23 protein-coding genes and 1 pseudogene are annotated in these 23,808 nt (G+C 68.3%); 10 read left to right on the top strand and 14 right to left on the bottom strand.

The genetic code is table 11. The annotated features are described in order from the left end of the window. Nucleotides 1-165 precede the first annotated feature (165 nt). From BC793_RS51970 to BC793_RS41420, 3 genes are all read left to right on the top strand, one after another. Nucleotides 166-717: a hypothetical protein gene (locus tag BC793_RS51970; RefSeq protein ID WP_239170599.1), complete on the top strand. Its 552-nt coding sequence runs from the start codon at nucleotides 166-168 to the stop codon at nucleotides 715-717. 273 nt (nucleotides 718-990) lie between these two features. After that, nucleotides 991-1,458, top strand: a complete 468-nt coding sequence (locus tag BC793_RS41425; RefSeq protein WP_109602100.1) for a nuclear transport factor 2 family protein — start codon at nucleotides 991-993, stop codon at nucleotides 1,456-1,458. Between the two features lie 484 nt (nucleotides 1,459-1,942). After that, the gene (locus tag BC793_RS41420; protein ID WP_146246702.1) at nucleotides 1,943-2,821 is read left to right on the top strand and encodes a DUF1963 domain-containing protein; all 879 of its coding nucleotides are present in this window, start codon (nucleotides 1,943-1,945) and stop codon (nucleotides 2,819-2,821) included. Nucleotides 2,822-2,879: 58 nt separating this feature from the next. Here BC793_RS41420 and BC793_RS41415 read toward each other — a convergent pair whose 3' ends face one another. From BC793_RS41415 to BC793_RS41380, 7 genes are all read right to left on the bottom strand, one after another. Continuing rightward, the gene (locus BC793_RS41415) at nucleotides 2,880-3,371 is read right to left on the bottom strand and encodes a hypothetical protein (RefSeq protein WP_109602098.1); all 492 of its coding nucleotides are present in this window, start codon (nucleotides 3,369-3,371) and stop codon (nucleotides 2,880-2,882) included. Between the two features lie 493 nt (nucleotides 3,372-3,864). Next, nucleotides 3,865-4,347: a riboflavin biosynthesis intermediates N-glycosidase gene (gene ybiA, locus BC793_RS41405; RefSeq protein ID WP_109602096.1), complete on the bottom strand. Its 483-nt coding sequence runs from the start codon at nucleotides 4,345-4,347 to the stop codon at nucleotides 3,865-3,867. Nucleotides 4,348-4,479: 132 nt separating this feature from the next. Beyond that, complete coding sequence (locus BC793_RS41400; protein ID WP_109602095.1) at nucleotides 4,480-4,830, bottom strand: immunity 22 family protein; 351 nt, start codon at nucleotides 4,828-4,830, stop codon at nucleotides 4,480-4,482. 203 nt (nucleotides 4,831-5,033) lie between these two features. After that, nucleotides 5,034-5,906 (bottom strand): S41 family peptidase, encoded by an 873-nt coding sequence (locus tag BC793_RS41395; RefSeq protein WP_146246701.1) that lies wholly within the window; start codon nucleotides 5,904-5,906, stop codon nucleotides 5,034-5,036. Nucleotides 5,907-6,132: 226 nt separating this feature from the next. Next, nucleotides 6,133-6,870: a nucleotidyltransferase domain-containing protein gene (locus tag BC793_RS41390; RefSeq protein WP_109602093.1), complete on the bottom strand. Its 738-nt coding sequence runs from the start codon at nucleotides 6,868-6,870 to the stop codon at nucleotides 6,133-6,135. A gap of 214 nt (nucleotides 6,871-7,084) precedes the next feature. Continuing rightward, on the bottom strand, nucleotides 7,085-8,473 hold the full coding sequence (locus BC793_RS41385) for a cellulase family glycosylhydrolase (protein WP_170167347.1): 1,389 nt from the start codon (nucleotides 8,471-8,473) through the stop codon (nucleotides 7,085-7,087). 148 nt (nucleotides 8,474-8,621) lie between these two features. After that, complete coding sequence (locus BC793_RS41380) at nucleotides 8,622-9,347, bottom strand: copper resistance protein CopC (RefSeq protein ID WP_109602132.1); 726 nt, start codon at nucleotides 9,345-9,347, stop codon at nucleotides 8,622-8,624. 120 nt (nucleotides 9,348-9,467) lie between these two features. On the opposite strand from BC793_RS41380, the gene BC793_RS41375 reads away from it, so the two are divergent. The 3 genes from BC793_RS41375 to BC793_RS41365 all read left to right on the top strand — a co-directional run bounded on the left by BC793_RS41375 (nucleotide 9,468) and on the right by BC793_RS41365 (nucleotide 13,711). Next, nucleotides 9,468-9,830 carry a hypothetical protein gene (locus tag BC793_RS41375; RefSeq protein ID WP_109602092.1) on the top strand — a complete coding sequence of 121 codons (363 nt, stop codon included), beginning with the start codon at nucleotides 9,468-9,470 and terminating at the stop codon, nucleotides 9,828-9,830. Nucleotides 9,831-9,852: 22 nt separating this feature from the next. Next, a complete protein-coding gene (locus tag BC793_RS41370; protein ID WP_109602091.1) occupies nucleotides 9,853-11,139 on the top strand; it encodes a hypothetical protein in 1,287 nt (428 codons plus the stop codon). Nucleotides 11,140-11,356: 217 nt separating this feature from the next. Then, nucleotides 11,357-13,711 (top strand): acylase, encoded by a 2,355-nt coding sequence (locus tag BC793_RS41365; RefSeq protein ID WP_373871306.1) that lies wholly within the window; start codon nucleotides 11,357-11,359, stop codon nucleotides 13,709-13,711. A 6-nt stretch (nucleotides 13,712-13,717) separates the two neighbouring features. On the opposite strand, the gene BC793_RS41360 is transcribed toward BC793_RS41365, so the two are convergent. Beyond that, a complete protein-coding gene (locus BC793_RS41360) occupies nucleotides 13,718-14,533 on the bottom strand; it encodes an NAD(P)H-binding protein (protein ID WP_211340661.1) in 816 nt (271 codons plus the stop codon). Between the two features lie 96 nt (nucleotides 14,534-14,629). On the opposite strand from BC793_RS41360, the gene BC793_RS41355 reads away from it, so the two are divergent. Beyond that, nucleotides 14,630-15,049 carry a winged helix-turn-helix transcriptional regulator gene (locus BC793_RS41355; RefSeq protein ID WP_109602089.1) on the top strand — a complete coding sequence of 140 codons (420 nt, stop codon included), beginning with the start codon at nucleotides 14,630-14,632 and terminating at the stop codon, nucleotides 15,047-15,049. 63 nt (nucleotides 15,050-15,112) lie between these two features. Here BC793_RS41355 and BC793_RS41350 read toward each other — a convergent pair whose 3' ends face one another. The 4 genes and pseudogenes from BC793_RS41350 to BC793_RS41335 form a co-directional block, all read right to left on the bottom strand. Then, the gene (locus BC793_RS41350; protein WP_109602088.1) at nucleotides 15,113-15,787 is read right to left on the bottom strand and encodes an SDR family oxidoreductase; all 675 of its coding nucleotides are present in this window, start codon (nucleotides 15,785-15,787) and stop codon (nucleotides 15,113-15,115) included. Between the two features lie 140 nt (nucleotides 15,788-15,927). Continuing rightward, nucleotides 15,928-16,422 (bottom strand): annotated as a pseudogene (locus BC793_RS41345) (dienelactone hydrolase family protein); the annotation flags it as partial. A 242-nt stretch (nucleotides 16,423-16,664) separates the two neighbouring features. Further along, a complete protein-coding gene (locus BC793_RS41340; protein ID WP_109602086.1) occupies nucleotides 16,665-17,111 on the bottom strand; it encodes a GH36 C-terminal domain-containing protein in 447 nt (148 codons plus the stop codon). 60 nt (nucleotides 17,112-17,171) lie between these two features. Continuing rightward, the gene (locus BC793_RS41335) at nucleotides 17,172-18,626 is read right to left on the bottom strand and encodes a cellulase family glycosylhydrolase (protein ID WP_109602085.1); all 1,455 of its coding nucleotides are present in this window, start codon (nucleotides 18,624-18,626) and stop codon (nucleotides 17,172-17,174) included. Nucleotides 18,627-18,802: 176 nt separating this feature from the next. Between BC793_RS41335 and BC793_RS41330 the strand changes: the two genes are divergently transcribed. Next, the gene (locus BC793_RS41330; RefSeq protein WP_109602084.1) at nucleotides 18,803-19,087 is read left to right on the top strand and encodes a hypothetical protein; all 285 of its coding nucleotides are present in this window, start codon (nucleotides 18,803-18,805) and stop codon (nucleotides 19,085-19,087) included. A gap of 7 nt (nucleotides 19,088-19,094) precedes the next feature. Here the strand turns inward: BC793_RS41330 and BC793_RS49255 are convergent, their stop codons facing one another. Then, nucleotides 19,095-19,430, bottom strand: a complete 336-nt coding sequence (locus BC793_RS49255; protein WP_146246700.1) for a hypothetical protein — start codon at nucleotides 19,428-19,430, stop codon at nucleotides 19,095-19,097. Nucleotides 19,431-19,517: 87 nt separating this feature from the next. On the opposite strand from BC793_RS49255, the gene BC793_RS41320 reads away from it, so the two are divergent. Together BC793_RS41320 and BC793_RS41315 are read left to right on the top strand one after the other, a co-directional pair. After that, complete coding sequence (locus tag BC793_RS41320) at nucleotides 19,518-21,059, top strand: sensor histidine kinase (RefSeq protein WP_239170600.1); 1,542 nt, start codon at nucleotides 19,518-19,520, stop codon at nucleotides 21,057-21,059. A gap of 297 nt (nucleotides 21,060-21,356) precedes the next feature. Then, nucleotides 21,357-22,517, top strand: a complete 1,161-nt coding sequence (locus tag BC793_RS41315; RefSeq protein ID WP_109602130.1) for a glutathione-independent formaldehyde dehydrogenase — start codon at nucleotides 21,357-21,359, stop codon at nucleotides 22,515-22,517. Between the two features lie 79 nt (nucleotides 22,518-22,596). On the opposite strand, the gene BC793_RS41310 is transcribed toward BC793_RS41315, so the two are convergent. After that, nucleotides 22,597-23,631, bottom strand: a complete 1,035-nt coding sequence (locus tag BC793_RS41310; protein WP_109602081.1) for an AraC family transcriptional regulator — start codon at nucleotides 23,629-23,631, stop codon at nucleotides 22,597-22,599. Nucleotides 23,632-23,808 lie beyond the last annotated feature (177 nt).

Here is a 23,808-nt window from a genome sequence, read left to right as displayed (position 1 = left end):
CTGCGTGATCAACTGCTCGCTGCCGGCGTCTGCCGTGCCTGCCCGGAGAGTCCCTGCACCACAGCTGAATACTTCAATCGGCGCCAGGACGGCAACCCGTACGTTCCACGAGGAAGGCCGACCTCCGCACCCGACTTGTCGTCTCAAACTGGCGGCCCTCGAGCCATGGGCGATGTCGCCGGTATCGAGCCGACGGCGGACTCCGAGGATTGGTGGTCGTTACTAGGCGCCCTGGACGAGCCGGGCCGACTGGGCCGGGCCGCCGGCTTGGAAGTTCCGAGCAGCTTCGATCGTGCGGCGACCCAGAATCGTTTCGATCAGTTGGTCAAGGGTTTGAGCAAGGCCTTCGGCTGCCCGCTGGTCGGAGGACATGGTCCGCAGCAGGACGCCGCTCGCTTCGGCGTCATCCGGATCCCCGCCGAAGTCACCCGCACCTACGACCAACAAAGTGGGGCCCGCCTTCCGCTGGCGGTCATGCTCAGCAATTTCGGTGCCCTGACGACTTGCCTGCCGTACCGATTCGGGCCCGCACCTGACGTCGGCCCAACACCGCCGGTACATCAGGAGGATTACCGCCGCATCGAGCAGGTGTCGGCTGAGTTGCAGCTCCGGCTCGTCCCGGAGTACATCCTGGATGCGCCATATGACGGCCCGAATGAATGGGTATTCGAGCCTATGGAGGCGACGTGGTTTCGACGGTTCTTCGACTACCTATGAAGCACTCGCCGAAATCCAGAAGGCAAGAGGCGCGCGCTCATTTGTCGCTGTCCACGCTCGGGCCGGTGCCGCCACCGATACGACCGGCGGTCGGCTGTGACGGCCTCGCGCCTCGTCATGCCCGCGGGAGTGCCTCGGTATGGACGATGTGAGAGCTGCGGGACAGTCGAAACGGGACAGGCCAGGTAGGGTGCCGTCGATCGGGCTCGGGCGTCTCCGGATGCGTTTCTCGGCATGCCCGGACGACACTTACCGACTCGAAGGAAGCCCGTCATGAGCAGTCCTCGCGAGACTTTCCTCCGACTGGTGAACGGCGTCTGTGACGGTCCGTACGAGGACCTGGCCGGCTTGTACGCCGAACAGGCTCATGTCACGCATCCGTTCCACCCACTAGCTGCGCCGCCGCTACGCAGCCGCAGCGAACTCCACGAGCACTTCACCGCGCCGCCTCCCGTCGCCCGGACGCTGAACCGCAAACCGGTCGACATCACGATCCATGAAACCGCAGACCCGGAGGTGATCGTCGCTGAGTTCGCCTACCAGGGGCAGGTCGATGAAACAGGCGAGGCGTTTACGGTTCCGTGCGTCTTTGTGATGCGCATCCGCGGCGGCCTCATCATCGAGTCAAGGGACTACATCGACCACATCGCCAGCGCGCGGGCCTGGGGCCAACTCGACAGTCTGTTGACCGCACTTCGTCCGCGGGAAGGCACGACCGATGAGGGTACCGACCGGCCCTAATACATCTGGCATCCTGCGCACTCTGATCTGCCGTGACTCGGGCGGAGTCAAGAAGGACTGCTCACCTCGGGGTTGACGCCTGGGAGCTGTACAGTGCTCGATGTCCTAACTCTGCAACGGACCGGTCGGATGAGTCTGGGGCGACACCGCTCCCGGCGCCAAGGGAGGACCTGTCGATGGAGTGGGCTGGCAGCACTCTCGATCCCACTCTTCTTCATCCTTGGCCGCCAGCCACCAGGGCAGCATGAGTACGAGATAAAAGAGGATTCCCGCGCCGATCAACCCCAGCACCCCGAACACGACGAAACTACGGCCGTTGTTGCTTCGGCTGGCGGGCTGCGGTGGATTCGGCATGATCCGAGGTTAGTAATTTGGATCGCGCGCGCATCGGCGTTCCGCCGAGCCCGAGTGCTGTCGCTCGGCAGCATCTTCATAGGCCGCGAGGCGTGTCCTTCGGGCTCGCAGGAGGTGACACGATGCCACGGTGGGGATCAGGGAATCGACCGCGAACGGTGCGGAGCTCATCGAAGTGGCGCGTGCGACGCTTCCGCGAATGGCGGCAGAGGCGTGGATCAGGCTGTTGAGGCCTGCGGTCGAGCTACGGCGAGCTGGGACGGGAGAGTCGGTCGTCGGGCAGTTGGGCGGCATGCCGGCGATGCCGATCGGAGGGGAGTGGCCGCGCTCGCCAGCGGGACGACCGTTGGGCTTCGTCGCAGGCATCGATCTGGGCCGGGTGCCGGTCAGCGTCCTTGATGTGCCGTTGCCTGCCGACGGCACGTTGCTGTTGTTCTATCGCGATCCCTCCGAGGATCCGTACGAGGTGTTCCGGATCAGTGATCCGGAGCCAGACGATCAGCCACCGGCGGGACATGTCGTCTACGTGCCGGCGGGAACGGCGACGACCACGCGAACCGAACCGGGTGCAACGGTCTATCCCGAGGTGCCACTCACCGGGGACCTGATCGCGACCGGGCCTCGCCGTGGGCATCCGGCACTGGAACATGCCGTTGCCGACCTGCCGGAGCAGGATCGGAGGTTCCTCACGGAGACGACACGCCGCGTCGAATTCTGGGACGAGCTCAGCCGTCGGAGCAGGATCCCCGGACACCGTGTCGGGGGCTACGCCCATGCCTGGCAGGAGCCCGTCGAGCTCGTGTCTGCGTGGACGCGCCTGGGAACGTCCGTCCCGAACTCTGACCCGGCGTTGTGGGAGGAGGCTCGGCACTGGACCTCGCTGGTGCAGATCGATTCCGACCATGACGCCGACATGGAGTGGTTCGGCAGCCTGTACTGGACGATGCGGCGCGCCGATATCGCCGCCACCCGCTTCGACGCCGCCACCTTCATCTTCCAGGTCTCCTGAACGCCTTCCGCATCATCAGACCAGAAAGGATTTCCGCTACGAATGCGCCGGCCGGACATCAATCCCAGAGGCCGCCGTCAGGAATCCCATCGAGGATAGCGACGGTCATTGTCTGAAGCTTGTTTCCATCGAGATGGTACTTCTCCGGAATTCCCGGGCGGAGACCGTACTTCTTGCCGTTGGTGTACAGGTACCACGGCCGGACCGCATCATTCGCCGTGATGATGGCAGCGTGCGAGCTCAGGTCCTGGCCCATCGCACATGTCTCGAGAGGTACGTCAGTACGAGGGTGGATGCCAGGCGTGAAGATCCGGTCGGGCACACCGGGCGGGATGCCCCGGAGGTAGCCGGCCTTGTCGACGATGTACCACGGATAGTCCGGGCGGGTCAGAATCTCACCTGCCATCGACGGGCACGGCTGACCCATGCGGGCACTTGCGGTCTCCTGGACCTTCGACACGGCAGCGGCGGGGAACGCGGGTGACGAGGCGGTCATGGTGAGCAGGGCGAGAGTGAGCGCAACGGCGCGGCGGGGCAGACGCACGACCATCCTCCGATGTGAGTAGCGAGTGGCGTTCACACTCTTAGGATATAGAGCAAATAAGGGCATATCCTGCTTTTGCCGCCAGCGCCACGTCGGTCCTGCTCAGCTCATGACCCACGCAAGGAGCCAGATCGACCAGCACGAGCAGCCTCGGCCCTGTCGTCCCCATAGGCGGATGCCAGATCGTGTCGGGCCGAGATTGCCCTGACTGCGGTCGTAGTGTCCGCGAGCCGTTCGAGGAGACGATTACCGGGCGGGAGGTCTGCCCGGACTGCGCGAACGCCCTGTTCATGGGCTCGGCAGCCAGCGCGATCACGAACGATGTCGGGTCCGGATACGGGGTCTGGGCGATGCTCATGCGGAAGATCCGACGCTCCGGCTGACGGCACAGAGATCTACTTGTCGACGGTGGAGGCCGAAAGGGTGCGGGCGAGATTCCGCTCGACTGCGATGCGCTGATTTGCCGCGGGCAGCGCTTTCTCGATGGTTGCGCTCAGTGCTATGGCCGCCGGCGATGGCCCTGGGTGCCGGCGCTCTGGGTGAGGTCGGCGCGTAGCTGCGTGCGGGTGCGCATCAGAATCCGACCGAGCATGTTCTTGCCGGTGCCACTCCGGCCGCGTCCCCAGTAGTGGTCAGTGCCGGTGTCCTCGACGATCTCCTCGTCGCCGGTGTCCAACAGGATGGCGCGGATGTCGGCGTGGCCGGTGAACTTGGCCGTCACGGCGCGGCGCATCACGTCGTCTTTGACCCGATCCCAGTCACGGCGCAGCGGCCGGGACCTGTCGCGGCCCAGCTCGGCGGCCCGCAACGGGGTCGCCGCCTGCCGAATGAGGTCGGCGTGGCGGGTACCGGGGAACTTCTGGGCTTGGAAATAGTGCTCGGAGGTCGCCCACCAGTGGCCGTCGAGGTCGAAGCTGTGGCCGGAGAAGTTGGAGAAGCAGCCGTACGGAACCTCGTCGGCACCGTAAAAGTAAATCGTCATGTGGGCCTCGGAGCCGGGTCGGGAATCCGCACCGTGTCACACCCATCGGCAGAGCGGCAACCGAGTTCGCTGGCGACCATCAGGATCTGCCGCCGTCCGGGCGCGTCGGGGGAGCGCCGTGACCTGATTCGGCTACGGCTGGTAGGTGAAGGCGCCGCAGTACTCCAGTGAAGAATCGCGTGGTGTGGCGATCACGTTTGGTGGGAAGACGCAGACGGCGGTGTCTGCGGATCGCCCCGGGTCGAGGTTGATGAGCCATTGCTCTGCCCACGACGCGTCGCGCAGCAACTGCCGGACGGGCATCGCCTCACCGGCGCGTACCGTCTCGATGGTGGAAGGCTCGTACTCGTGGAGGCCGGTCTCCTCGATGAATCGCGACGGCACCGCATCGCCCTCAGCGGTGTATGTCGGCTCGACGAAGGTCCGCAGTTCCTTCTCCGATGCGAACCGGCCGGTCGAGATGAATACATGGACGACTGCCATGTTCTGATCTTAAGTCTCGCGATTCCAGCAGCGTCCTGAGCTGCCGCTGCCGGGAGCCGTGGCCCGAATTTGTACGACCCGAGTACCACATGATAGAAGCCGCGTCTCGCACGATGGCAAATCGCATGCCACTGATCGACACGTTCTGTCGGCTGGGATGTCGGTAGTCAACGCGAGGTCAACGACCGGTCGTCGACGACCGATCACACTGACCGGGCCAGGGCCACGTCCCAGGCTTCTGCCGCCGTGCACGCGACATCAGGGATCACTCCTGAGCCCTCCCAATTCGCGCCGGTGACGGCGTCGATCACGGTGGCCTCCGGCAGCAGGCCCACTACCTGGCCGGTCAGCTGCACCGGGGTGACATGGTCGGCGGCGCCCCGGGTGGTCTCGCCGACGATCACGGCACGGCCTCGCGCCTGGAGGTGGTAGGCCAGCGCCTCCGCCGACGAATAGGTTTGCGAACTCACCAGCACGGCCAGGTCCTGGGTCACCGCTGAGCCGGCCGGGCGGGTGCGAGTCCACCACTGGCGGCGCCGGTCCCGATAGATCACCTCGGACAATGCCTGCGCGTCGTCGCCGAGCAGATGTTCGGCGATCAGCGCAAGAGTCGCCGGGTCGCCGCCCCCGTTGCCACGAAGGTCCAGCACCAGTCGCTGGGCGCCGCGGGCAAGGGCGAAGGCTGCCTCCATGTACGGGCTCGCGAACTCCACCGGATCGAGGGTGTCGAGAGTCAACGCGAAGGTTCCGTCCGCCAGGCGCCGCACCTCGCGGACCCCGGCCGCCCGGGCCCGTACCTGCTCCGGGTCGACCGGGGGCCAGCCGTGCGACCGGGTGTCCGGATCCGCTGTCGCGTCTGCGTCGAAATGCAGTTCGAGGTGCCGGGTGTGCACCTGCGCGAGGCTTTCGACGGCATGGCAATCGGCTGCGGTCAGCAGTTCCGGCCGGCCGGCGAAGGCGGCTTCGAGATCGGCGATCAGCCGGTCGAGACGCTGGCCGGGCGGCATGAGCCGGCGCAGCCAACGGACCAGGTGATGGACGAATTCGGTGACCCCGGTGTGCTCGCCAGTGCTCATGATCAAACGGTAGGGGGAACCTGGGCGACCGTCACCGTTCACCACTCTGCCCTCGGCAGAGCCACGCTGACACGGCGTCGCCTGATGTGTACGGCGCGAGTCGCGTGCCGAGTCGGGCGTTCAGGAGATTGCCATGCGCGCGGAGATGGGCCGACAGCTGGTCGCGGGGCTTTGCAGGATGCCCGAAGGTCGAGGCCAACGTCCTCGACTGCCGCAATCGAGGCCTTTATTCAAGGTGCGAGATGCGGCCCTGGGCGATCCGGGTGGTTCGGCGAGCGTCACGCCAGGCGATCCACGCTGTTCGTAGGCGAGGTGACGAGATGTCCTCTCCACGGCGGCGGGCCCGGAGCTGGTCGATCAACCATGCCGGCGCGGCGGCCTGCTCGATCGCTCGGGTCTTGGTGAGCAGGTCCCCGGTACGCAGTGCGTGACGTCCCCGAGCCATCGAGGTCAGTCCCAGGTCGGCGATGACCGGGTCGAGCCAGATCCACGGACGCCGCACCGCCCACGACCAGTAGCCGTCCAGCTCGGCGCGGGCAGCCTCACGGATATCGTGGCCGTTCATGGCTGGGAACAGCTCTTGCGGGGCGCGGCCGAACACGGCGTATCCGTAGCGCACGAGCTCGGCCCGGGTCACGGCGGAGACGATGCGGTGAACCAGCACTCCGTGAGTCCACGTCGGGTGCGGCACCTGGACGGGCTCGCGCTGGTCGACGTCGACGTAGGCGCAGCCCAGCTTCAGACCGGCGCCGATGGACTGGTCCACCTGCCGGTGCAGCGACGACAACACGGCCAGGCGATCATCATCGACTGGACCGTTGGTCACCGCGACGAGATCGAGGTCGCTGACACCGGCAACGTAGTCGCCAGTCGCCGCCGATCCGGCGACCAGCAGGTCGCTGATCCACCCGAGCGCCTTCAACTGGGTGCCGAATTGTGTGAGGACAGGCAGCTCGGCACTCATCGTGCGGAGTATAAGGCGGTCGGCGGTCCACAGTTGTCCGCGTCAGAGGTGGGAAGGCGTGTTTCATCGGTGTCGGCCTGGTCCTGGCCTGGAACGCCGGCCGTCAGAGACGGCTTCGCCGGGTGGTGACTGTTCGCGGTGCTGGGCCGGCTCGGTGTTCCGTCGTGGTCGGCGGTGACGGCGCGCACCCCGGGGCAGGGGTGCGCGCCGTCGGTCAGAAGTCGTCCGGAGTGCGGATGCGGTCGCGGATCCAGGCGCCGGCCGGCTTGAGGCGGGCCGTGCCGGAGTACGCGCCGGCCGCGCAGGTGCCCTCGGTGAAGACGGCGCCGGAGCGCATGTCGTCGGAGTAGTTCCAGTTCACCCAGCTGACCTTGTTCTGGGCCATCAGGTCGAGATACTGCTGGGCCCGGCTGAAGTTGTTGCCGCCGTCGCCGGTGGCCTCCTGGGTGCCGAACTCGGTGACGAACATCGGCAGCCTGCTGATCGCGTCGCGGAACGTGGTGAGGTAGTAGTCGTCGTGCGAGGCGGCGTAGAAGTGGAACGTGTACATGATGTTCGTGGCGTTCACCGGGTTCGCCAGGATGCGCGACACGCCCTGGCCGTCGCCGGAGGCGCCCAGTGACGACCAGTCCTCGGTGCCGACCAGCACGACGCCGTCCGGGTCCTGGGCGCGGATGACCGGGATGATCTGGTCGGCGTAGGACTTGATGGCCGACCAGTGCACGTCGCTCGGCTCGTTCGCGATCTCGTACAGAATGTTGGTCTTGTCCTTGTTCTTCGCGGCGACCTGCTGGAAGAACGTCTTGGCCCGGGCCAGGTTGAAGTTGGGGTCGCCGGGGCTGAGCATGTGCCAGTCGACGATGGCGTACATGCCGCGGTCGTACGCCTTCTGGATGTAGTCGTTGACCTTGGCGGTGAAGCCGGCCGGGTCGGTCTCGTAGCCGCCCTCCTGGATGTACATCGAGATCCGCAGGACGTCGGCGCCCCACTCGCGGGCGAGCACGTTCAGGGAGTTGTCGTTGACGCAGTTCGCGTACCACTGGAGACCGTGGGTGCTCATGCCGCGCAGTTGGATCGGCTTGCCGGCCTGGTTGCACAGCTGCCGTCCGCAGACCCGGAGCTGACCGTTGCGGGCCACCGGGGTGGCGCCGGGCGCCGGCGTGGTGACCGACGAGGACGGGGTGGGGGAGGACGGCGACGGGCCGGTCGTTCCGGTGCAGGACGCGCCGTTGAGCTTGCATCCGGTGGGTGCGCCGGACCCGGTACCCAGGAAGCCGAAGGTGACCGTGGCACCGGGTGCGATGGTGCCGTTCCAGGATCGGTTGGTGAAGGTGGAATGTTGCCCGCTGGTGGTGAGCAGTGCGTCCCAGTAGGAGGCGACTGCGGTGCCGGCCGGCAGGTCGAACTCGACCTTCCAGGAGGTGATCGGGGACGTGCCGCCGTTGGTGATCGTGTACTGGCCCTGCCAGCCCGACCCCCAGTCGGAGGTCTTGGCGAAGGTGGCGGTGGTGGCGGCCGCGGAGGCCGGGTTCACCACGAACAGCGCCAGGCCGGCGGCGACGATGGCCGCGGCCAGGGACAGGAAAAGGGAACGGGTACGCAAGGGGGAACCTCCGCAGGGATCGACGGAGGCCTAATTATTAAGTAGCTTTACAGTCTTGTCCAGCCGGGTGCCACGACGCGACGATGACGGGTGCCGTACCACCATGATGGTCAGCAGCCGCATCCGCAGGCGGTGGCGCCGCCGCTTCTCAGCGGCGCTTGCGGGAGGCGTGCAGCAGGATGAGGACGGTGGCGGCGACCAGCGCGCCGGGGATCAGCCAGGTCGTCAGGCTGCCGCTGCCGTCGGAGGGTGCCGTGACCGGAGGGGCGGCGACGGTGTCGCCCGCAGCAGGGCTGCTCTGCTGAGTGCGGCCGGTGTCGCCGCCGCCGTGTCCGTTGCCGATCTGATCGAGCAGAGCCTGCGGTGGGGTGTTGGTCGGTGGCGACCAGCCCGGGGGAGCGGCTGTCGTCGGCCCGTTGTACTCGAACTTCACGCTCCCGCGTACCGCGTCGCCGTCGGAGGCGACGGACATGTATTCGACGAGATACGGCCCCGCGGCGGGCCAGTGGGCGATGGGCACGATCGCCGGGTAGCCGACGTGGTAGGCACGTGGCGTCCACTTACCGTCGACGAGGAAATACTCCTGGACCGGCTTGTCCAGGCGGATCGGCTCACCGGTCGACCAGCCGTTGTCGATGCGGCCGGTCGGGCCGGTCACGGTGAAATGCGCGAACGACGCCGGCTGTTCGGTGAAGTAGAGCTCGACCCGTTCGAGGGGGTCGTTGACGATCGTGTTGCTCAGCGGGCGCGACAGGGCGAGCTGACCGTGGGCATGAGCCGGCGCGGCAGGAAATGCCAGCCCGGCGAGGACGAGGAGCAGAAGCACCACGGCGCGGGCCGACCACCGGCGGACAGTGACCGGCATGGATTGCATGAAGGTCATCATGGCGGTTACGTTGCGGCGGGACAACCTGTTGGTGTTCAGCCGTCTCTGACACGCGGAGCCCTCGTGACCTCGTCGCCGCATCGCCAGGCATTCGTTCGGCTCGCACTCGTGGGCGCGGTTGTCGTCGCGGGCATGGTGCCGACGGTCAGTGGGTGCAGCCGGGACGCACCGCCGCCGCCGGCCGGCACCGGCTCGCCCTCGAACGGGCCGGACCGGCACATCGCCGTGGTGGTCGCCGAAGGCGAGGTGACGCCCCCGACCAGCCGGATCGAGGTGGCCAACGGCGCGCTGGTACGGATCACCATCACCTCGGACGTCGACGACAGCCTGCACGTCCACGGCTACGACCGCATGCTCGCCCTCGCCGCCGGCGTGCCCGCGTCGTTGGATCTGCGCACCGACCGCAGTGGGCTGTTCGATGTCGAGACCCACTCGGCGCACCTGGTGCTGTTCCAGCTCGAAGTCCGCTGAGCGGGCGGCAGTGCTCCCTTCCATGATCATCCTGGCGCACGGTGTCGGTGGGCGACAGGACCTGCCGCTCTCGCTGACCGAACTCGTCGTCGGAGCCGGCCTCACCCTGTCGATCTCCTTCCTGGCCCTGAGCGCCCGGTGGAGGCAGTCGCGTCTGGACTCCGACGGCACGGCCGGACGGCCGGCGCCTGCGCTGCAACGTGTGGTCGACGCGCCGGCGTTCCGGTGGACGTTGCGGCTGGTGGGCCTGCTCGCGGCGGTCTACTTCGGCGTAGGGCTGCTGTTCGGGCCGGACACCGCCGACAATCCCAGCGCCGGCGCGGTGTACGTGCTGCTGTGGGTGGGGCTCGTGGTGGCTTCGCTGCTGTTCGGCCCGGTGTGGCGGGCGGTCAATCCGCTGCGTACCGTGCATCGTCTCGCCGTCGCAGCGGTGCGCCGCGACCCGCAGGTGGGGCTGCGGCCCATCCCGCCGGGAATGGGGTACTGGCCCGCCGCCGTGGGGCTGTTCGCGTTCGTATGGCTGGAGCTGGTCGCACCGCAGCGGGCCACGTTGCCGGTCCTGACAGCCTGGCTGGCGACGTACGTGCTGGCGATGGCGGCCGGGTCGGTGGTGTTCGGGGCCGGCTGGTTCGAGCGTGGCGACCCGTTCGAGGTGTACAGCACGCTGATCGGCCGGCTGGCGGTGATCGGGCGCCGTGCCGACGGTGTGCTGGTGTGGCGTAATCCCCTGGACGGGATGGGGTCGCTGCCGACGTCGCCGGGCCTGGTGGCCGTCGTGGTGGTGCTCCTCGGTTCCACCATGTTCGACAGCCTGTCGAATGCGCCGTTCTGGCTGCGGTTCGTGCAGGAGAACGGTCTGCCCGCCGTCGTGACGGCAACCGTGGGTCTGATCGTGGTCATCGCCGCGGTGGCGGCGGCCTATCTGGCAGCGACACGGCGCGCCGGCCCCGGACCGCTGGCGCATTCCATCGTGCCGATCGCGGTCGGCTATCTCGTCGCCCACTACTACTCGCTGCTGATCCTGGAAGGCCAGCGGACGGTGGTGCTCGCCTCCGATCCGCTGGGCACCGGCGCCGACTGGCTCGGCACCGCCGACTGGCCGGTGCGTACCGGCCTGATCACTCCGGCGGGGGTGGCGATGCTGCAGATCAGCGTCATCATCATCGGCCACCTGTTCGGCACCGTACTCGCCCACGACCGCGCGCTGCGCGTGTTCGGACCGGAGAGGGTGGTGGCCGGGCAGATCCCCTTGCTGATGCTCATGCTGACCTACACGACTGCCGGATTGCTGCTGCTCTACGCCAGTTGACCGGCAAGCCTGCGACGCGATGGAATTGATGAGCTTGGTTGCTTCAACAGTCCTGCCGACGATGAGAGTATGTGGGCGGCAGAGCAAGTCGCCGGCGAAACAGCCGGAAGCTCGGCGGTGACGGGCGGGACGGGCCGCGGCATCAGCCGGTGCCTTCCCACCGTCGCGAGGGAACCGCCGGGCATCGCATCGAGGGGGAGATGCCGCCGTGACGTCCTTGTCCGTGCGCCTGAAAGCAGCAGCCGTCGCCTTCACCGTGGTCGTGGCGAGCGCGGCCGTACCGTCACCGGCTTCCGGCATGCAGCGTGACGGCGGCTATGCGGCCCTGATCCGCCGGGCCTCCTACGGCGTCCCGCACATCACCGCCGACGACTTCGGCAACCTCGGTTTCGGCGTCGGCTACGCGCAGGCCGAGGACAACATCTGCGTCATCGCCGAGAGTGTGGTGACGGCCAACGGTGAACGGTCGCGGTGGTTCGGTGCGGCCGGGCCGGACGACGCCAACGTGCGCAGCGACCTCTTCTACCGCAAGGCGATCGGCGACCGCGTCGCCGAGCGGCTGCTCGAGGGCCCCCGCGACGGTGTGCGGGCACCGTCCGACGACGTCCGTGACCAGATCCGCGGGTTCGTCGCCGGTTACAACCACTTCCTGCGCCGCACCGGCGTGCAACGCCTGACCGACCCGGCATGCCGCGGCAAGGCCTGGGTGCGCCCGATCTCCGAGATCGATTTCTGGCGTACGTCGTGGGACAGCATGGTCCGGGCCGGCTCCCGGGCGCTGCTCGACGGCATCGTCGCCGCAACACCACCGACGGCCGCCGGGCCCGCCGAAGCCCCGGAGACTCCCGACGCCGCCGCGATCGTCGCCGCTCTCGACGGGGCGGGCGCCGGCATCGGCAGCAACGCCTACGGCCTCGGCGCGCAGGCCACCACGAACGGCAACGGGATGGTGCTGGCCAACCCGCACTTCCCCTGGCAGGGCGCCGAACGCTTCTACCGGATGCACCTCAAGGTGCCCGGCCGCTACGACGTCGAGGGCGCGGCGCTGATCGGCGACCCGATCGTCGAGATCGGGCACAACCGCACCGTCGCCTGGAGCCACACCGTCTCCACCGCGCGCCGGTTCGTGTGGCACCGCCTGAGTCTGGTGCCGGGGGATCCCACCTCCTACTACGTCGACGGCCGGCCCGAGAGGATGCGTACCCGCACGGTCACGGTGCAGACCGGCAGCGGTGCGGTCAGCCGCACTTTCCACGACACCCGCTACGGCCCGGTGGCCGTGGTGCCGGGCACCTTCGACTGGACGCCGGCCACCGCGTACGCCATCACCGACGTCAACGCGGGCAACAACCGCGCCTTCGACGGGTGGTTGCGGATGGGCCAGGCCAAGGACGTCCGGGCGCTCAAGGCGGTCCTCGACCGGTACCAGTTCCTTCCCTGGGTCAACGTGATCGCGGCCGACGCGCGCGGCGAGGCACTCTACGGCGATCATTCGGTCGTTCCCCGGGTGACCGACACGCTCGCGGCCGCCTGCATCCCGGCGCCGTTCCAGCCGCTCTACGCCTCCAGCGGCCAGGCGGTCCTGGACGGCTCCCGGTCGGACTGCGGGCTCGGCGCCGACCCCGACGCGGCGGTCCCGGGCATTCTCGGCCCGGCCAACCTGCCGGTGCGCTTCCGCGACGACTACGTCACCAACTCCAACGACAGTCACTGGCTGGCCAGCCCGGCCGCGCCGCTGGAGGGTTTCCCGCGGATCCTCGGCACCGAACGCACCCAGCGCAGCCTGCGCACCCGGCTAGGGCTCGACCAGATCCAGCAGCGCCTCGCCGGCACGGACGGCCTGCCCGGCAAGGGTTTCACCGTCGCCCGGCTCTGGCACGTCATGTTCGGCAACCGGGTGCACGGCGCCGACCTGGTCCGCGACGACCTGGTCGCGCTCTGCCGCCGGCAGCCGACCGCGACCGCCTCCAACGGCGCGACCGTCGAACTGACCGCGGCCTGCGAGGCGCTGTCCCGCTTCGACCTGCGTGTCGACCTGGACAGCCGGGGCGCGCACCTGTTCACCGAGTTCGCCCTCGCGGGCGGCATCCGGTTCGCCGACACCTTCGATGCCACCGACCCGGTGCGCACCCCGCGCCGTCTCAACACCACAGATCCACGGGTACGGGTGGCGCTCGCCGACGCCGTGCAACGGCTCGCCGGCATCCCGCTGGATGCGCAGCTGGGTGACATCCACACCGACAGCCGTGGCGAACGACGCATCCCCATCCACGGTGGCCGTGGTGAGGCCGGCGTCTTCAACGTGATCACCAATCCGCTCGTGCCGGGCGTCGGGTACCCGCAGGTCGTACACGGAACGTCGTTCGTGATGGCCGTCGAACTCGGCCGGAACGGCCCGTCGGGACGGCAGATCCTGACCTATTCGCAGTCGACGAACCCGAACTCACCCTGGTACGCCGACCAGACCCGGCTCTACTCACGCAAAGGCTGGGACACCATCAAGTACACCGAGGCGCAGATCGCGGCCGACCCGAACCTGCGGACCTACCGGGTGGTGCAGCGGGGACGCTGACCCACGTCACACCGGCCCGGTCCTCGCGGGGCGCAGGGCGTCGATCGTCGTGGCCGCGATGGTCACGGCGTTCGACGGCGCGCGTCGCAGCAGCTGCTCGAGGTCGGGCCCGGTGCCGCCGAGGAAGCCGTGCCGGATGCCGGTGGCGATCGAGGCGAGCATCGGTGGCTGGAACGGAAGCAGGCCGCCGTCGCTGAGCAGCCGGGTGCGGTACTCGCCCAGGCCGATCGTGCGGTGATCGACTCCGAGGTGCGCGGCCACGGCGGTAGCGCTGATGGGTTCGCCCACCAGGTCATAGGTCCGGCCCGCGTGAGCCGCGGGTGCACTCGCCACCACTGCCGCCGCGGCGGCCAGGTCGGCCCGCGACACCGCGGCCAGCATGCCGTCGCCGAAGGGTGATTCCAGGCCGTCGGGCGTCCACGTCAGCAGGGCGCCGAAGAGTTCGGCGTACAGGCCGTTGCGCAGCAGTGTCCACGCCAGGCCGCTGTGCCGGATCATCCGCTCGGTGGCGCGATGCGCCGGTGCGAACGCCAGGTGGTCGCCCGCGGTGGTCACGCTGGTGTAGACGACGTGGCGCACACCGTCGCGTACCGCCGCGTCCAGGACCGCCCGGTGGCGGGCCACCACCCGGTCGTCCTCGGCGTAGCCGGCGGAGACCAGGAGCAGGATCGTGACGTCGGTGAGGTCGAGGCCGCCCGGGTCGTCGAAGTCGAGAGGGCGCTGGTCGCCCGTGGGGTTGCGGCTGCCCCCGATCGCCGGCACACCCCGGGCGTCGAGCTGGGCCAGGATGAGGGTGGCGAGCTGTCCGTTCGCGCCGGTCACCAGGATCACGGTGGGATACCTCCTGCAAGGGTTCTCTGCGGTTGCCGCGTGAGAGATCCTGATCCGGCCACCACCGGCTCACAAGGAGGCAGTTTCGTGTCAGTGACGCACACCGGGGTAACCGGCCCCGCCGCGCTCGAACCGTGCGGGCAGCCGGAGCACCCCGACTGCGGGATCCGCGACGTGCTCGATCGGGTGGGCGACAAGTGGTCGGTACTGGTGATCGTGGAGCTCGCCGGGGGACCGCGGCGCTTCCGGGAGATCGAGCGTGCGGTGCAGGGGATCTCCCAGCGGATGCTGACGCTCACGGTGCGCAGGCTGGAGCGGGACGGGCTGGTGCGGCGCACCGTGTACCCGACCGTTCCGGCGCAGGTCGACTACCGCCTCACGGAGGTCGGCGCAAGCCTCACCCACCTGGTCAAGGCGCTGGCCGACTGGTCGCTGGCACACCGGGAGATCATCGCCGGCGCCCGCGACGCCTACGACGCCGAGCATCCCGGTCACGACATCCACTGATCAACCAGGTCCGGCCCCGCGCCTCGCGTACCGCCATCGCGGCAGGGGCGGCTCACCGGAGGCCTACTCGGCGCCTCGGCGGTCTGCCGGCTTCGCGAGCTGCACGACGGCGTCAGCGACCGGCGTCTCGCCGGAGGTGAGTTCGACGATGACGCGACTGAGCGCAGGCTCGTGCAGGGCTGCGTCGATGAACGCCGCGACGTCGTCCCGGCTCACGTCGCCGTACTCCACGGCGGGCCCTGCGGTTACTTGGCCGGTGCCCGGCCGGTCGGTCAGGGTGCCAGGCCGCACGATGATCCAGTCCAGGCCGGAGCGGGTCAGGTGAACGTCGGCGGTCTTCTTGGTCTTCATGTAGTGCTCGAATGCCTCCGAGGGTTCCTGGTCACGCAACGCATCCGGAAACACGGACACGAGTACGAATCGCGGCACTCCCGCCAGGACCGCGGCATCGGCGGCTTTCCGCGCACCGGTGCCGTCGATGGCGGTCGTCTGGTCCATGCCGGTGCCGTGGGCGCCGGCTGAGAAGACGACGGCGTCGTGGCCGCTGATCTTCTGGGCCAAGACCTGCACCGAATCGTTGATGAGGTCTCCGGTCAGCGGCGTCGCACCGGAGCCTCGCACGGTGTCGACCTGGTCGGGACGGCGATGCATGCCGCTGATCTGATCACCGCGCTCGGCGAGCAGACGGCTGAGCCTCCGTCCGACGCCTCCGGCGGCACCGATCTGGAACACCTTCATGACACGCCACCCTCCAGCCGGTGATTGTCTCGATGTCAATCGAGATGGTGAGTCTCGACATCGCCTTTCACGACGCCGTCTCCACCGCCGCCCATCACCGTAGCCTGCCGCAGGCGGGGCACCGGCCCGGTGACGCGAGCTCAGACGTACGGGCCCTCGCTCAGGTACCGCGATACGCCGGTGGTGTCGGCGAGCGACGGGCACAGCAACGGCGCATAGCGGCTGTCATTGTCGAGAAAAATCTTCAACCACGGGATCTCACGCCGGGTGACCTGGGAATTCCCCCACGTCGGGAAGCCGTGGCCGCCGTCGGCCAGTTCGACGTAGGCACCCTTGGTCGTGGACGGCTTGCTCGCCCACAGGCTGTTGAGCGACGACGGCGTGATGGTGCCGTCGTCACGCGCCCCGATCATCAGCGTCGGCACCCGTACGGCCGAGAGGTTCTGCGAGAAGGACGCCGGTGCCAGCGGCACGGCTGCCTTGAGCGACGGTCGTCGTATCGCGGCACTGATGGCGCCGCCGCCTCCCATGGAGTGTCCCAGCACGGCCAGCCGGTTCGCGTCGACCCGGTCACGCACCGCGCTGCTGCCGGTGAGGTAATCCAGGGCGGCAAGCAACTGGGTGCCCCGGGCGGTGTCGAAATCGGTGGGCTGTTTTCACCGAGGACCAGCCTTCCGGGAGGGGATCCGCCGGGATCGCGGGGCGAGCAAATCGCTGCGGGGCCGGGTCGTCCGGAGAACGTCGCGACGGGGAACGGGGGAACGTTCGGTCGAGTTTCGACACGATGGCGGTGGTCGATGAGTGCTATCGATGACAAAGGAACGTCAAGGCCTCGGGGGAGTGGCCTTCGGACGGTCAGGTGATGTGGAGGGTGTTGTCACGGTACCGGCGACGCGGTGGAGCACCACGAGGTCGCTGCGGTAGTCGGCGCCGATCGGTTCCCAGGCCGCCGGTCTGATGCCGACGGACCTGAGAACGCTGCCGTACCACCGGGATCCGTCGGTGAGCCGGCGGGGGCCGGTGTCGCGGATCCTCCCAGGGCCACCTCGTAGGTCGCGTCGGGTTCCAGTCCGGCGAGGGTGAGCCGGCGTGGACCGTTCTTCGCGTTGCCGAGCGGGTTGTATACCAGAACCGCCGCCTGGTCACCGAGGACGTACTGCACCGCCGACCGTTCGGCGCCGGGGACGCCGCCGAGCCGGTACTGGTGGCCGTGCTGCACAGTTCTGCGGATCCGCTTGTAGTCGTCGACCAGCGATCGTGCCTCGGCGCGTTCGTCGGCCGTCCACCGGGCGACGTCGGCGCCGATGCCGAGGACGCGGTCCACGTTCCCACCTGACCCGCCTGATGCGCGGGCTGAGCCGGATGGGGTCGCGCGGCCGGCGGGTCAGCTGATCGCGACGTCGTCGTAGTAGACCGTCCCGGTGTTGTCGCCGCATTTGAGATGCAGCTGGACGCTTGCCGCCGTGGCCGGGGCGACGGCGTCCACCGACAGCCTGGTCCAGCCGGTGTTGCCGACGGGCAGCCGGTTGGAGGTGTTCTGGCTGATCCAGGTGCCGTTGATGTCGAACCAGCTGAGCGCGATCTCGGTGATGCCGGTCGCGGCGACTCCGCGGGCGTACGCCTCGGCGTGCCACTGCCGGCCGCCCTGCACCGGCGTGATCGGTGAGGTGAGCAACGACGGCAGGTTGCTGCCGTTACGGGTCGTGCCGTGGAACCGGGCCGATGCGGTGCCGGTGCGCGACGACTCGGACGTGATCGCGGCGGTGCCGGCGACGGCCTGGTAGTTGCGCCACGGCGAGTCGGCCAGGGGCGCCTCGAATCCCAGGTTCAGCACGCTGTTCGAGGTGGTACCCGTCGTCCACGCGGTACCGACCACGGACGCGCCGCGCTTCGCGGTCGTGTCGGTGCGGTACAGCCCGAACTTGTACTGGGCGGGCATGGTGGACACCGCCGAGTTGGGCGGGATGGCGCCGGCGGCGAAGTCGTTGAGAGTCCACGGTGCCACCGAGCCGACCCCCGCCTCGCCAGCCGCGCGGAACACGCGGGCGAGGTAGGCGGCCTGTTCGCCGTCGTTGCCGGTGTGGGTGCTGATGCCGGTCTCGCCGATCACGACCGGGTCCGGGGCGACCGCGGCCTGGGCCCGGCGGATCTCGGCGAGCGATCGTTCCGAGGCGCCGTAGAAGTGGAAGTCGTAGTAGTCCAGCGGGGTGGTGGCCAGCTGCGACCGGATGCTCGCCATGCCGGCGGCGCCGGTGGCGCCGTCGACGGAGAGGGTGAGCGGCATGGCCGGAGCGATGGCACGGATCGCGGGGATCACCTGACGGACCCAGGTGACCGCGGCGGCGTCGCCCGGCTGGAACTCGTTCTTCACCTCGACGGCTATCACCCGCGGATCATTGGCGTACGGCCCGACGATCGCCTGTGCCCAGGTGATGCTTCCGGCCACGTCGGAGTAGCCGGACCACCAGTCGAACAGGGTCAGTTTCACGCTCAGCCCGTGCGTGTCGGCGATGCCGATGAACTGGCTGAGCTTCTGGGCGTACGCCGTGGTGGGTGTGGGGTATCCGAAGGCCTGCGGGAAGATGATGGCCCGCACGTCGGTGGCGCCGAGCGTCGCGGCCCGGGCCAGGTCGGTGTTGATGCGGACCGGGTCGAAGTTGGTCCACATGTACGTCCAGCCCGCGTTCGACGGGTAGTAGTTGATCGTCTTGGCGGTCAGCACGGCTGCCGTCCGGCTCGACAGGGTGGGCGCGAGGGCGGCGGCGGTGGCGGGGGAGGCCGGCGGCGTGAGGGTCAGCAGCAGGAGGCCGGTCAGCGCGAGAGTGCCTGGACGACGCATGGGGGGCCACGCTTTCGTGCGGGGGGTGGGGGAGGGGCTCCGTCGGCGATTGCGGGGGGTGGCGAGCGAAGCCTCTATCGACGACGGTAGGTGCCGTCCGGGTGGTCGGCAACCCGACCCGTGCTGACTGAGCGTGCTCGAGAAATAATCCTCTGTATACGGATCTACACTTGGCCATGCCGACGTGGGAGTACGGGCAACTCAGCATCCTCAGCCACGTCACCGTGCCGGTCGAGCAGCGCGAACGCCGGAGGCTGAGAACACGAACGACGGTCGTGGCCGCAGACGTGTGGACGGCCGAGTGGGTGACCAGCCTCCTTGCCGAGCCGGTCCACTGGGAGGCGTGCAGCCACCACGAGGTCCTGAACTGGCTGGCGATGCTGAGCAACGACGGCTGGGACCTGCTGACGGCGGATCTACCGTCCGGGCGCTATCTGTTCCGGCGCTTCCACCAGATCTGATCGGCGCTCAGCGGCCGAGGATCCGGTGCTGCAGGGCGATGACGGCCGCGCCGCGAGCCCATTCACTGAAGGTGAAGGGCTTGACCACCACCTCGACGGGCGTCGAGGTCCAGTGCGTGTGTGCGGTCAACGCCTCCTGGAGCGCCTCGGCGCAGACGTCGTACATCGCGACCGCCTCGCCGGACAGGATCAACGCCTCCTGCGTCGTCCGTAACGGCGGCGCGGACCACTGACAGCTCGCGCCCGCGCTGAGCGCGACCGGACGCGATGCCTCGGTGAATCGGGCACGTGCGGGAGCGGCAACCGCGATAATCGAGGAGTGGATCGAGGTTCTGGCCCGCACGTGAGTCCCTGCACAGCGACACAGGAGGCCGCAGCGATGCCGGCGCTCGCGATCGCTCCTGGCGTGCCCTCCCAGGCTGCGGAACGGATGGCCGCCTTGACGGCACGCGGCGCCCGTACCGCCTGCGCGATGATCCATCTGGTCGAGGGCCGGAACCTGCGTCTGATCGCCGGATTTCAACTGCCGTCCGGCTTCGAGCCGATGCAGCAGTTCCCCGTGCGGAGCACGCTGGCCGGAATCGTGATGCGGACCGGATTCCCCGTGGTCGTCGACGCGGTGGACGCCGACGAGAGGGTGCCCGTCGACGCGCCGATACGGGCCGTCGGGATTCAATGCTATGCGGGGTTCCCGGTGCGGGATCCCGCCGGCGCGGTGGTGGGTGTGTGTGCGGTCATGGACTATCAGGCCCGGCACTGGTCCGCCGAGCAGCTGACTGCCGTGGACGACGCCGCGCAGGCGTGCACCGCGTTCGTCGCCGAACAGCACGCCTATGAGGCCGAACACCACCATCGGCAGTATCTGGACACGCTGCTGGACAGCCTCGACACCGGTGTGGCGGCCTGCGACGCCGACGGCAATCTCGTGCTGGTCAACCGCTCCCTGAGGGATCGCCTGGGTATTCACACCGTCGAGGGGACCGTCGAACACTGGGCCCGGCACCTGCCCCTCACCACCCCGGACGGCGCCCTGGTCGAGCCCGACCAGGTCCCACTGCTACGCGCCCTGCACGGCACCGACGTCCATGGCATCGAATACCAGCTGCACACCCGCGAAGGACCATGCCTGTTCAAAGTCAACGCCCACGCGATCACCGACCGGCATGGGCAGCGTCTCGGCGCGGTCGCGCTCTTCCACGACATCACCGAAGTCCGACGAGCTGAGCAACTACAACAAGCCCTCAGCCGCAGCAAGGACGACTACCTCAACCTCGTCGGCCATGAACTGCGCATCCCGCTGATGATCATCGGCAACAACCTGGAACTGGCCGGCGACACCAGCCCCGACACACCCGCCGGTGATCTGCTGCCCATGATCGCCGCCGCCCGGCGGGGCAGCGAACGGCTGCGCCACCTCGTCGAGGCGCTGCTCGACCTCTCCGCCCTCGACGCCGGCCGTGCTCAGCTCACGGTCACCGAGGTTGATCTCGTCGCCGTGGTCACCGGTACGGCCCGGGACCTGGACGGCCGGGCCGCCGCCAAATGCGTCAGCCTCACCCAGACCACCCCGGCGCGGCTGCTGATGCTGGGGGACCCGCAACGGCTCACTCAACTCGTATCCGCGCTGCTCGACAACGCCGTCACCTACACCCCTGGCGGCGGCGCCGTCAGCATTGCCGTCACCAGCACCGAAACCACGGTCACGATCGAGGTCGCTGACACCGGCCCCGGCATACCCGAGCCCGAACGCCCACACGTCTTCGATCGCTTCTTCCGGGGCGCCATCGCCACCGAACTCGCCATCCCCGGCGCGGGTCTCGGCCTGGCCATCGCCAAGCTCATCACCGAGCGCCACCACGGCACCATCACCATCGTCCCCACCGAATACCAGCCGGGAACCCGCGTCCACGTCGCACTACCCCGCAACCCCGCCGAGCCCTCCACGCACTCGGCAGTCACACATGCTGCGTAGGCATGCCGTTTGGCCCGCGAGTGGGCGCTTTCTCCCGCAAACGGTGGCGATCGAGGCAGGGCGACTGCTTACTGCGGCGTGGTGGGCCGCGCAGTGCGCCTTCTTTACGCAGGAAATGGCGCCAACCGGGAGGTTCGATTTTTCATTCGAACCCATCGTGCCGCCGGAATCCGGCACTCGAGGGCCGAATTGACTTGAATCCTGATGCCGTCCCGGGGCGGTCCGTCGAATGTTATCCCATGAAAAGCCCTAGCCCGAGTACGGGTAGAGGTGGGTATCTGCGACGAGGAGGTAGTCGTGAAAGCAGTGGTTTATGAGGGGCCGAGGCAGGTCAGCGTTAAGGATGTGCCGGATGCGCGGATCGAGCGGCCGACCGACGTTCTGGTGCGGGTGACGTCGGCGAACATCTGCGGTTCGGACCTGCACATGTACGAGGGCCGAACCGATTTCGAGGCCGGCCGATGGTTCGGGCACGAAAACCTGGGTCAGGTGGTCGAGGTCGGTGCCGGCGTCGACAAGGTCCGGGTGGGCGAATGGGTCGTCCTGCCGTTCAACATCTCTTGCGGACATTGCAAGAATTGCGAGCGTCAGCTCACGAACTATTGTCTGACCGCTCAGCCTGAGCCGAACATGGCCGGCGCCGCATACGGCTTCGCCGACATGGGCCCGTACGGCGGCGGACAGGCCGAACTGTTGCGCGTGCCGTGGGGCGACTTCAACTGTCTGCGGTTGGGGGAGGACGCCGAGCAGCGCCAGACCGACTACGTGATGCTCGCCGACATCTTCCCGACCGGTTACCACGCCACCGAGATGGCCGGTGTGCGGCCCGGTGACCAGACGGTCATCTACGGCGCGGGTCCGGTCGGGCTGATGGCCGCCCTTTCGTCGACCGTCCGGGGCGCGAGCAAGGTGATGGTCGTCGACCGGCATGCCGACCGGCTGCGACTGGCCGAGGCGATCGGCGCGATCGCCATCGACGACTCGACGGTCGATCCGGTGCAGGCCGTTCTGGACGAGACGATGGGGCTGGGAGCGGACAACGGCTGCGAGTGCGTCGGCTATCAAGCGCACGAACCCGATGGCGCGGAGCAGGCCAACCTGACCATGAACCGGCTGGTCGCCTCGGTGCGCTTCACCGGGAGGATCGGCGCCGTCGGTGTCTTCGTGCCTCAGGACCCCGGGGCCGGCGACGAACTGGCGAAGCAGGGCAAGCTGGCCTTCGACTTCGGCATGTTCTGGTTCAAGGGTCAGCACATCGGCAGTGGCCAGGCCCCGGTCAAGAAGTACAACCGGCAACTGCGCGACCTCATCGCGGCGGGCAAGGCCGAGCCGTCCTTCATCGTCAGCCACGAGTTGCCCCTCGACCGTGCTCCGGAGGCCTACGAACACTTCGACAAGCGGGACGACGGCTGGACGAAGGTCGTCCTGCACCCGGCGATGGCGGGAGCGGGTGCCTGACAGGTCCGGAGTGTTGACGGGACGGCGGATGGCCATCCTCGTTCGTTTCACCGTGATCTGTGAGGTCCTGAGGGCAAGATCATGACTGTCGCGGTACGTTGTGTACCGTTCGTGGGCCCGCGGAGGCGTTGAGTGTCTGGGACGGTGACATGCCGTACCGTGCACGGTAGGAACCCGCGAAACGTCCCAGATGTGCGAACCCCCAGCGGTGTGCCACGTCGGCCACCGTGGTCTGGCCGGAGTCCGCTTGCCGAAGCTGCTCGTGGGCACGGTCGAGACGGACCTGACGCAGGTACGTAGTGGGCGAGACGCCGACGTATCGCCGGAAGCCTGCCTGCAGTGCCCGTTCGCTCACGCCGGTGATGTCGGCGAGTTTCGCGATGGTGATCGGCTGCTCGGGACGGCTGTGCAACAGGTCGACCGCCTGCCGTATCGCGCGAGGCGCCGGGTAGGGTCCGCCGGGCCTGGCCAGCCGGTCCCGGTACGGGTGATCGCCGGCGAGCAGCAGGCCGCGCTGGAGTACCTCCTGGAGGGGTTCGGCCAGGAGCGGGTTCTGCGTCAGGCCCCGGTTTTCGCCCAGAGCGTCCGCGGTGAGCGCGCGGACCATATTGGTCCAGGTTCGGCCGGGTCCGTGGGACTGGTCCAGCTGGCGGCACAGTTGAATCGGCGAGGCGACAGGGGCGTCGAGCATGCGGGCCAACTGCGTTTCGAGGGCGCCGCGGTCGATCTTCACTGCCAGTAATCGGCAGTCGCCGGTCCACCGGTGCAGGACCGTGTCGCCGACCGGCTGGAACACCGCCCCGCTGGTGTCGGTGGCGACCCGGGGTTCGTCTCTGCCCTGCTGCCATTCGAGCTGTCCGGACAGGATCACGTCGACGTGGTACGCGCCGAGCTCGTGCAGCCTGAGTTTGAGGTCCGTACCGAAACGCACGTCGCCGATCGTGACCGGCCCGAGGTTGGTGACCCGGAGCTGGGTGTCAAGGCTCTTGGTCGGCTCCAGGATGTCGACGAAATTGGAGTAGAAGTGCTCGGCGAGCACCATCCGGGTCTCATCCAGGTCAGAGCTGCGCAGTGTGACAGGGCGGCCCCCGTCATCGGCATCGTGCCCGGACATACCGCACCACCTCGCCACTATTATATTCCGAACGCGGATGGCGGTTCTCGTTCCGTGTAAGTAGATTGATTGACATTTCCTGAGCTGCTCTTTGGATCGCGGACCAACCGGCTATCCGGATACCGAAGTCCCGATCCATTCCCCGTAGTGAGCTGTTCTACATGGTGAGGGGAGACT

The sequence above is a fragment of the Actinoplanes xinjiangensis genome (assembly GCF_003148685.1).
GTDB classification, from domain to species: domain Bacteria; phylum Actinomycetota; class Actinomycetes; order Mycobacteriales; family Micromonosporaceae; genus Actinoplanes; species Actinoplanes xinjiangensis.
This window is presented reverse-complemented; position numbering and strand designations above follow the sequence as displayed.